The sequence below is a fragment of the Streptomyces sp. NPDC043867 genome (genome assembly GCF_056435845.1).
In genome coordinates, this window is the sequence record NZ_JBWKDS010000064.1 from 17,962 (window position 1) to 27,925 (window position 9,964).

Here is a 9,964-nt window from a genome sequence, read left to right on the forward strand (position 1 = left end):
GGTGGTTCACCGAGCACGCCGCGGAGGTGGAGTCGCTCCGTGCCGGTTGGCTTGCTTCAGTGAACAAGAGCGGGGGACGGTCGAATCCTATGACCGACGAATTCGACGGTATGTACGAGACCTTCAAGGCACTTTTGGATTCGTTTCCCCCCTCGGAGGCGGTCAAGCGGTTGGAGCAGTTCGGCATCAGCCCGGACATCGTCGAGCAGATCCGTGAGCGGCATGAACAGCAGACGATCCGCGTCAAGGAGCTCGAGGAACCGCACGCGGTGGTCCTGGGCAATCGCGACACCTGGTACACGGGTCCGCAGGCGAAGGACAAGTGCTGGCCCGCGATCGTGGACCTGCTCAGCAAGGACGGCTGGCCCCTGGAGCCCACCATCAGGAGCCTCGACGACTCCTCCACGCGGGTCGTCTCGTTGCTGAACCATCCCAAGGAGAAGGCGTTCTCCACTCGAGGCCTGGTGGTCGGGTACGTACAGTCGGGCAAGACGACCAATTTCACCTCCGTCATGGCCAAGGCAGCCGATCGCGGCTACAAGCTCTTCATCGTCCTGGCCGGCATCCACAACGGCCTTCGCCGCCAGACGCAGGCCCGGCTGGTGCAGCAGCTCGTGGAACCGAACCCCTCCATGTGGTCCCAGCTGACCGGACTCGACAAGGACTTCACCCCGCAGGAAAATCCCGCTTCCTACTTCGGGAAGAGCAACAAGACGCGCGTGCTGTGCGTCGTGAAGAAGAACGCCACGGTGTTGCGCAAGCTCGCCCGATGGCTCGAGAAGGCCTCCGACTACCTCGAGGACTGTCCCGCATTGATCATCGACGACGAGGCCGATCAGGCTACCGTCGCGACCAAGTCGATCAATCCGCTGATCCTGGACATCATGGGCTCACTGCCCAGGTCCGCCTACGTCGGCTACACCGCCTCGCCCTTTGCCAACCTGCTGATCGACCCGAGCGCCAAGGACCTGTACCCCAAGGACTTCGTGGTCAACCTGCCCAAACCGGCCGGGCACTTCGGTACCGAGGTCCTCTTCGGTCGCTACGCGCTTGACGGGGAGGACCCGGAACAGGTCGACGACGGCCACGACATGATTCGTTCGGTCCCTGATGACGACGTGCGGTGCGTGCGTCCCGGTACCAGGGCCGACGTAGAGGGCTTCGAACCCGTCATCACCGAAACGCTTCAAAGCGCGATCGAGTACTTCTGGCTGGTCACGGCGGCGAGGCGCATACGTGCCACAGGCAACACGCACAGCACCATGCTGATCCACACCAGCGTCAACACGTCAGTGCACAACAGCTTCCGGAGACCGTTGGAGCGTCTGCGCGAGCGGGCCGCCCGGTCCTTGACGGACACCGGATTCGTCTCCCGGCTGCGGGAACTGTGGGAGCGGGAGACCGACCGTGTCCCCGCCGAGGACTTCGGCGAGACGAAGGTGCCGTTCGATCGGTTGCTACCCGAACTTCCGGAAGTCCTCAGCAGCTGCCGCATCATCATGGACAACTCAAGCAGCGAAAGCCGTCTCGACTATGAGAACGGCAAGGTCGTGGCTATCGCTGTAGGGGGCAACACCCTCTCACGAGGACTGACGCTCGAAGGGTTGTCCGTCAGCTACTTCGTCCGCGCCGTCTCGGCGTACGACACGCTGTTGCAGATGGGCCGCTGGTTCGGTTTCCGAAACGGCTATGCCGACCTGCCGCGGATCTGGATGACGGACGAGCTCGCCGAGTGGTTCCGGCACTTGGCCACGGTCGAGACCGAGATGCGTCGGGACATCGACATCTACATGACCGAGGACGAGACCCCCCTCACCTTCGCCGTCCGTCTTCGCACCCACCCAGCGCTACGAGTCACCGCGGCCGCCAAGATGCGCAGTGCGGTCACCGCGGCCTCGTCCTACGGTGGCAAGCGCGTCCAGACCCACTACTTCCACACGAACGCCCAGTGGCTCCGCCATAACATCGACGCCGCGCGAAACCTGGTCAGGGACTCCGTAGGGAACGCGGTCAGGATCGAGGAGCGATCCGCAGAGGGCCGGTACGTTTTCCGTGACGTGCCGCACAACGTCGTGACCAACTTCCTTGCGACGTACCGCTTCCACGAGAAGTCCCCTGAGAATGATCCGGACCTGATCATCGAGTACATCCGGAAGCGAGTCGCTATAGCCGGCTCCCTCGGACGATGGAACGTCGCCGTCGTCGGCAACCCGAACGGGGAGGACGGCTTCACCTTCGCGCCCGGCGTCACGGTCGGACGCAATGTCCGAGCTCGCCTCGCGGTCGCCCACCCCGACCCGGACTTCGCCGACATCAAGACACTGATGAGCCGACGCGACGCTGCCGTGGATTTGGGCGGTAACACCGCGGATCTCAAAGAAAAAGACATTATGGAGATGCGCCGATCCCAACTTCCGGACACTGGTCTGTTGGTTCTCTATCCCATCGACAAGGTGTCTCAGCCGAGCCCGTCGAAGAAATTGCGTGCGCCCCTGAACGCTGAGGAGCACGTGATCGGTGTCGGCCTGGTCTTCCCCGAGCCGTGGGACAAGGACAGCGAGGTGGAGAGGTACGTCTCCGCCGACTTGTCGAACGTGTGGATCGAGGAAGAGGACTACAGCCTCCTCGACAGCGAGGAGGCATGAGCCACGACGCCCTCCGTCGGCTCATTGAGGAGCGTTGGGCCGCGCTTCATGCCGAACGGACCACTGGCAAGCATCGTTTGCGAGTCTCCCAGCTACCCGTCGTCGCCGAGCGTGGTCCGTTGGCAGTGGCCATCGACCATGACGGCCATCGGCACCTCCTCGTCCCGATACACACAAACCGCACACTCAGGCCGGGTCTGAACGGCCCCGTACTCCATCTGCGCAAAAGAGCCCTGGAAGACGAGGAGAGTTACCAGACCTACGCGGATCTGGCGTGCCTCCGCAACGATCTGAGTGACTTGTTCACGGAACTGTGCGTGGACGTGCTGAGTGAGGCAGAGGGACTGCCCGAGAACCCCGTCAAGGCGCTCTACCGCGTTCTGGACCGATGGAAGGCACTCTTGCTGGCGCAGGGCCCCCCGCTGGGGCCTGAGCAATTGGCCGGCCTGTTCGGCGAGTTGACTGTGCTGGCTCGGCTGCTCGAGAGGGATTCGAGCGCGCACCGACTGTGGCGGGGCCCCGAGGGCCATCGACACGACTTCTCGACGGGGCGCTTCGCCGTCGAGGTGAAATCCAGCACCCTCGGCGAAGGGCGGAGGCCGCGCATTCACGGGCTCGACCAACTCGATGCACCGGAGGGCGGATCGCTGCACCTCGCTTGGTTCCGTCTGCACCGTACCGATCTAAACGGTTCCGGAATGCCATTTTTGGCTCTGCTCAACCGAACACTGCAACTGTGCGACGACGAGGCCGTACTCCTCGATCTGCTCTCGAGCGCGGGCTACCGACCTTCCGACGCGGGCCGATATCGCGACGTGTGCTTCGTCGTGCGGGAGGAGAAGTGGTATCCGGTCGCTCCCGGCTTCCCCGGTCTGACGACCCGGGTCCTTGTCGAGTCCGGTGTGCCGATATCGGCGCTCGACGTCGAATTCACCATTGACCTCTCCGGTGCCACCCCCGCTCCGCTGACCCCAGGACTGGTACCTCAGGTCATCGACAACCTGATCCAGGAGTCACTATGACGGAACCCCGCTGGTTCTCCCAGCCGTATCCCCCCGAGGGCGCCAGCGCCGCTGAAGGCATTCGCAACCAGCTGGGCCGACCGGAACTCGATCTGCTGACCATCCTGGTGCGCGAGTCCGCCCAGAACAGTTGGGATGCGCGTCTCGTGCCGTCCTCCGATCCTGTCGACTTCGGCCTGGACATCTGGACAGTCGGTCCGGCTCACACGGGCGCGTGGCGTGAGCTGCTACTCGGCGGCGCTCCCAACAGCGGGGACACCTTCCCCCTGCGTGAGGCTGTTAGACACGGCCCCATTCGAGTGCTGGCCGTCTCGGACCGCGGTACGCGCGGTCTTGGAGGCCCCACTCGGGCCGATGCCGCTGTGGGCCCCGAGCGGGACTTCGTCTCATTCATCCGCAATATCGGCGAGCCCCGCGACACCGCACTGGGTGGCGGCACCTACGGCTTCGGCAAGGGGATCTTCTACCTGCTGTCCAGGACCGGAACCGTCCTCGTTCACTCGCGCTGCCGCACCGATCGTGGTTATGAGACACGACTCATCGGCTGCACTCTGTGGAAAAGCTATGTGACCGCTGAAGCGGGCGGAGACCGCCGGTACACCGGTCGGCATTGGTGGGGTGACACCTCTGGAGACGTCGTCGAGCCCTTGGTCGGCCGGGAGGCGGAGACAACCGCCCAACGCTTGGGACTCAGACCCTTCACCTCCGAAGAAACCGGAACAACCGTCGTCGTCATCGATCCCAATCTGGACGAGCTCGAGCCGTCCGACGCAGCCGACTACTTGGCGGAAACCATCACTTGGCACCTGTGGCCAAAAATGATGTCGAGTTCCGGAGGGACACCCGCCATGAACTTCTCCGTCACTTGTGACGGTGTTCCGCACACGGTGCCGGACCCGCGCGAAACCCGTCCGCTCGACATGTTCGTAGCCGCTTATGAGAACATGATCGGTGCTGGTGGCAACGATGTGCACTGTCTGAGGCCCAAGCGGTATCTCGGGCGTCTCGGCCTGGTGAAGCGAATCATGCCCCCGCTTGAGCCGACACGTGCTTCCCGCATGCTCGACATCGAGGATCTCGTCCATCACGTCTGCCTCATGCGTCCTGCAGAGCTCGTCGTCCGGTACCACCCGGGACCGAAGCCTCCGAGCGTTAATCAGGGCTACGCAGGTGTCTTCCGGGCCGACGAGACCATGGACGAGGTCTATGCGAAGGCCGAACCGCCGACGCACGACGCCTGGCATCCGCAATCGCTCCACAGACCTGAGAGTACTTACGTACAAACGACGTTCCGACGCATTGCCGAGGCGCAGGAGCGTTTGCTCTCGCTCGGCGGCGTCACGCGCTCCGGAGCCAGCAACGTCGCGCTCGGGGCGGCAAGCTCGCTTTTCTCCGGCCTCGTGGGCGGAGCCTGGGGAATCGGTGGAGCCACGGCGTATTCGAAGCCAGGCAGCACGGTTGCACGCCCCTCGAAGTCGAATGACGAGGACGCGGCACGTACCGCTCCAAGCCGCGCCCTTCCTGAGGTGGCACCGCCCAGGGCGTCCGGTGACGGCCCGGACAGCGATGACGGAGCCGGGCGACTCGATGAGTTCGACTCCGACGGGCGGCCGCCGACCGATGCTCCGGGCAGGGAAATGACGGGCACACCGCGCCGTCGACCGCGAGTGCAGTACATAGGTGACCCCTACTTCGACGATCGCGGCGACACCTCTGTCCTCGTTCAGGAATTCCGGTTGCCCGTGCCCGGACCTCAGCGAGTACGAATCGACCTGGCTGTCACGCTCCCGGGAACCGGAGGGCGTGAGACCGATCCGCCCATCGGGGCAAGCATGCCAATGCTCATCGGCTGGGAGGACGGCGACGGTCGCCTGTACGCCTCCGAAACGTCCGTGATCGAGGGTGGCGAGTCCATCTGGCGTGCCGTCGTGAGACCGGCCCCGGACACCATGACCGAGATCGGCGTCAAGGTCGAGGCGGTGCGGGCCCCGTGAGTCGGCGTGTTCTCCCGTACCGCATCCCGACCGAGGACGTCATCACTGCCGAGACGTGGCTGCTGGTCACGGAGGACGGCGATGTCGTCATGCCCGAAGCGCTGCCGGACTGGGACTATCAGATGGACCTTCACCTGCGGCGGACCATCCGTGTCGACCTGGACCGAGCCCGCTCCCAGTCGGGGCTGCCGGACGACACGGCTCTCATGCTGTCCGCAGTGTGGACGGCCACCGGTTCGAATCTCAGCGGCCCGGCTCAACACGTGCGCCTGTCCGAAAGCGGCACGAGGGTGGTGGAAATCGACGTCCGGCTGCGAGGTGCCGATCTCGGCGGTCTTCTCCTTCTCGACACGGCTCTCGTCCTGGCCGAGCGCAGGAATGATGCCCGCCCCTCCTCGCCCCGCCGAGCCGGTTCCGTGCTGTGGAGCGACCGGGAGGCGCTACGTCTCCAAGGTGACGCGCCACAATTCCCCATGGCGGTGATCGACTTCACTCGAACGTCCTTCCCTGACGACGCAGCGTGGCACCTCCAAATCACCGGGGGCCTGGAGAGCGCCACCATGGGGTCACTCCTCCTCCTGGTGAATGAGCGAAACACAATCACCGCCACCGCGTTCGAGAACGCAGGGAAGCCCCGCCAAGTGGATCGCATAGTGCTTTCCGCGGTGTACGCGGACGCGGCTCGAATTCTCATCGAGCACGCGCTCAACAACGACGACTTCGCCGAGGATGCCGGATTCCCCGACGGTTCACTCGGCGCCACACTGCTGAGCTTGTTCGACCAGCTCTTCTCCGGACAATCGATCGCTGACGTCCGTCTGCGTCGACGACAGTCCCCCGCCCTCTTCGCGTCGGATCTTCAGGCTGCGGTCAAGATCTTTGAGGTGTCCTGATGAGCTTCCTGTACCCCCGACTGCTCGCCGCGCAGGCCAGACCGCTCTTCGAGGAATATCGGCTCATGACGGTCCCGGAACTGGCCGGGCGCGTGGCCGTGTCCCACGAGTCCGCGGTGTACGTGGCCACGGGAGGCGACCGGGTTCCCCCGGCTCGGCTCCAGGAACTTCGGATCGGTGTCGTCGAGCTGGCCAAGCGCGCAGGTTTCCCGGACTCCTCCGATCGTGCCGGCAACGCCGACTTCGACCTCCGGCTCGCCGCTCTGCTGCACGGCGAAATGGGCATGGTGCCGGCTGAGGCCGCCTCTCGGGACGTCTGGGCGTTTCTTGCCCTGGTTCTGCTTCCGGACATCGCCTTCTGGCGCTACCCACAGCCTCCCAAGGACCGCGTCCTCGGCACGGACCTCACCCGGCACGTTTTCGGCCGGTTGTGGTGGCGGGCCCAGCTCGTGCGTGCCTCTGACGACCCGGCGCCCTACGCCGCCCTCGAGATCCTCGGAGAGGCAGCGTTCGACCAGATCTACGCGCGCCGTGCCGCACTCGGCGGAAGCCCGCACATGGTGCGGGCCATTCTTCGGGTCTGGAGAGACCTTGATTTCGCAGGCCTGAACGAACGGGAGACTCTGCGCGACTTCCTCAAGCGACTGTTGCGACTGGCGCCGTTCGTACTCTTCGACGGCATCGAGGAACAGGCGCTGGACCATGAACTGCGCGCAGTTGCTGAGGAATCGTTCGATGCTCAGCGGCTGAAGCGAGAACGCGGTGAGACCACCGCGCATGGCTCTGCGGACCTTCCGGACCGAAACAGCGGAATTGAAATTCCGCCCGCAGCTTCCTCAGCCATCGGCGAATCGCCCCCCCTCCCTGCTCCGTCGGTGTCGGCCGTTGCTCAGCGTTTCCGGTCGGTGGAGGTGTGTGCCGGGTGCGGGGCGCAGGCGCTGGGGCTGGAAATCGCCGGGTTCGACCCCGTCGTGCTCATCGACAGCAAAGCGGACGCCTGTTTCACCATTGACCTCAACAGGCCGGATTGGGACGTCATCTGCATGGACGTCGTACATTTCCAGCCGAGCATGCGCCCCGAGACCCTGGGCGTCGATCTCGTGAGCGGCGGTCTTCCACGCGTCAAATCATCCGCCACTGTCGGCCGCGTCGAGGACACCGAGGAACGCGGGGTGCTAAGGGCCACGATCGAACTCGCTCTAACGATCAAACCGAAGGCCGTGCTGCTGGAGAACGTTCCGGACCTCGTCAAAAGCCTTGACTTCGAGGCCGACCGGAAGTGGATGGAGGCCGAACTCGGGAAGGGCGGATATCGCTGGAGTTGGCGGGTCCTCAACGCCTCGGACTTCGGCGTACCGCAGAACCGTAGCAGCGGCTTCCTGGTCGCTCTGCAAGACCCGTATTTCGAACGATTCCTCTGGCCAGAGCCCAACGCGCTGCCCGCGCCTACGGTCGGCCAAGTACTCGGAGCATCCATGTCCACTCACGGTTGGCTCGGTGCGGAACGTTGGATCAAGGGTGCCGATCGCATCGCACCCGCCCTCGTTGGTGGCTCGGATCGACGAGGGGGCGCAGACCTCGGCCCAACCGGCAGCAAAAAGGCGTGGGCGACCCTTTGCGTGAACGGCAACAGCCTTGGCGACGAACCTCCGGGACCGGACTTCCCCGCAGACGGGCACCCCAAGCTGACTGTGGACCAAGCGGCGACGCTCCAGGCAATCCCGGCGAACTGGCGCTTCGCCGGCGGAAAGACGTCCAGGTACCGGCAGATCGGTCATGCGATGCCGCCACCTCTGGCCACCGCCCTAGGCTGCGCGATCGCGACCGCGCTGCGCGGCTAGGATCGCCTCATGCGTACGCCCCGCCCCCTCGCCCCCGAGCCCATCACCGTCCTTGACCTGTTTTCTGGCTGCGGCGGCTTCACCCAGGGGTTCCACGAATTCCGCTCAAAGGGGGCAGACGGTGGCGGTCCCGTCTTCCGGAGCGTCGCTGCCGTCGAGCACGACCTCGCTGCTGCCGCCACGTACGCCGCGAACTTCGGGAGCATTCGACTGGACGACGCACTTCCGGCTGCCCGCGTACACCTTGAGGACATTGAGGACTGGAAGCCGTCCGAAGACGCGCTGCACGCGGAGGTGGTGGTCGGAGGACCGCCCTGCCAGGGCTTCTCGGCGTTGAACCGCCTCAAGACGGGCTCGGAGCGCAACCGCCTCTGGGAGGAATACGTTCGCATCGTCGCCAAGATTCGCCCCAAAGTCTTCGTCATCGAAAACGTCGATCGTTTCCTGAAGTCGGATGAATTCCAGAACCTGCTGAGCGAGGTGCAAGAGGGCGGCCTTCTGAGCGACTATCGTCTTGTCGATCCTCCGGGCCATGCACCGACCGACAGCGACGAGGAAAAATACAAGCGCTATCTACTCAATGCCGCCGACTACGGTGCGGTACAGGCGCGTCGGCGAGCCATTGTCATTGGAGTGCGTCGTGACGTCGACAACGGGCGGTCGATGGCTTATCCCGCCAGGACACACCTTCGACGCCCGAAACGCACTGTCGGCGTCCCCGCACCGCTCGACGGAGTGAACGTGGGCCTCCCGTACTGGCGCCCCGTCGACAACGTCTTTGACGAGTCCCGACAACTCACGGTTCGCGGAACCGAGCTTCCGGACGGCAAGGAATTCATTCCGGACGTGGATGCTTTTCTCCCGGGCATCTTCACCACGACGGATCTACATTTCGGCAGGAATCCAGAACCCGTATCCCTGGCCCGCTACGAGGCGATCCCCGTTGGCGGCAATCGCAAAGACCTTCGAAACAAGTGGTTCACGGTGGACGGTGACGGCGAGATCCGGATCTTCGAAACCCCGACCCCGGCGGGTGTGAAGACGCCCGTCAAGTACCTCTCGACCGCCAGCTGGGACAACCACAACTCCGGAACGGGCGATGTCATGGGCCGGCTCCGCCTCGGCGAACCATCAGTGACCATCCGCACCGAATTCTTCAAGCCCGAGAAGGGCCGCTACCTCCACCCGACCGATGCTCGCCCGATCACGCACTACGAGGCCGCCCGCATACAGGGCTTCCCCCTCGACTTTCGTTGGTGCGGCTCAAAGACCGAGATCGCCCGACAGATCGGCAACGCCGTCCCGATCCCACTTGGTACGGCCATCGCCTCTGCCATTGCTGCCTTTCTGCGGCACTGAGCAGACGTAGGCATGATCTTTTGCGTACCCGCACCCCTCAACAGCCAAGCGTCCTACTGGGATGGGCGACTGTAGTCAGAGTTACCCACAATGTGACGATGACTTGTTCCTCTACGAGCTCGTAACACGATCTTGTTGAAGTGCCCTGGTCGGGCGTGACCGATGTGACGATTCCGCCGTTCGAGATGCTGTGAGCACTCGGCCGTGGAT

General features: G+C 64.3%; 6 protein-coding genes. All 6 read left to right on the forward strand.

Features of this window, described 5'->3' with window-relative positions:
• The first annotated feature begins 89 nt into the window (after positions 1-89).
• From AC069T_RS36490 to AC069T_RS36515, 6 genes are read left to right on the forward strand one after another with little or no spacing between them, the layout of a single operon-like run.
• Positions 90-2,645, forward strand: a complete 2,556-nt coding sequence (locus tag AC069T_RS36490) for a Z1 domain-containing protein (RefSeq protein ID WP_478786839.1) — start codon at positions 90-92, stop codon at positions 2,643-2,645.
• Positions 2,642-3,667 (forward strand): PD-(D/E)XK motif protein, encoded by a 1,026-nt coding sequence (locus AC069T_RS36495; protein ID WP_478786840.1) that lies wholly within the window; start codon positions 2,642-2,644, stop codon positions 3,665-3,667. Before AC069T_RS36490 ends, AC069T_RS36495 begins: the two co-directional genes overlap by 4 nt.
• Positions 3,664-5,661 (forward strand): hypothetical protein, encoded by a 1,998-nt coding sequence (locus AC069T_RS36500; protein WP_478786841.1) that lies wholly within the window; start codon positions 3,664-3,666, stop codon positions 5,659-5,661. The genes AC069T_RS36495 and AC069T_RS36500 overlap by 4 nt, the downstream gene beginning before the upstream one ends.
• Positions 5,658-6,554 carry a hypothetical protein gene (locus AC069T_RS36505; RefSeq protein ID WP_478786842.1) on the forward strand — a complete coding sequence of 299 codons (897 nt, stop codon included), beginning with the start codon at positions 5,658-5,660 and terminating at the stop codon, positions 6,552-6,554. Before AC069T_RS36500 ends, AC069T_RS36505 begins: the two co-directional genes overlap by 4 nt.
• Positions 6,554-8,395: a DNA cytosine methyltransferase gene (locus AC069T_RS36510; protein WP_478786843.1), complete on the forward strand. Its 1,842-nt coding sequence runs from the start codon at positions 6,554-6,556 to the stop codon at positions 8,393-8,395. The genes AC069T_RS36505 and AC069T_RS36510 overlap by 1 nt, the downstream gene beginning before the upstream one ends.
• A 9-nt stretch (positions 8,396-8,404) precedes the next feature.
• Complete coding sequence (locus AC069T_RS36515; protein ID WP_478786844.1) at positions 8,405-9,754, forward strand: DNA cytosine methyltransferase; 1,350 nt, start codon at positions 8,405-8,407, stop codon at positions 9,752-9,754.
• Positions 9,755-9,964: the final 210 nt, after the last annotated feature.

What these genes read in the sequence shown, in the direction of transcription:
- AC069T_RS36490 (WP_478786839.1), top strand. Translation starts at nt 90, where the DNA reads ATGACCGACGAATTCGACGGTATGTACGAGACCTTCAAGGCACTTTTG.
- AC069T_RS36495 (WP_478786840.1), top strand. Translation starts at nt 2,642, where the DNA reads ATGAGCCACGACGCCCTCCGTCGGCTCATTGAGGAGCGTTGGGCCGCG.
- AC069T_RS36500 (WP_478786841.1), top strand. Translation starts at nt 3,664, where the DNA reads ATGACGGAACCCCGCTGGTTCTCCCAGCCGTATCCCCCCGAGGGCGCC.
- AC069T_RS36510 (WP_478786843.1), top strand. Translation starts at nt 6,554, where the DNA reads ATGAGCTTCCTGTACCCCCGACTGCTCGCCGCGCAGGCCAGACCGCTC.
- AC069T_RS36515 (WP_478786844.1), top strand. Translation starts at nt 8,405, where the DNA reads ATGCGTACGCCCCGCCCCCTCGCCCCCGAGCCCATCACCGTCCTTGAC.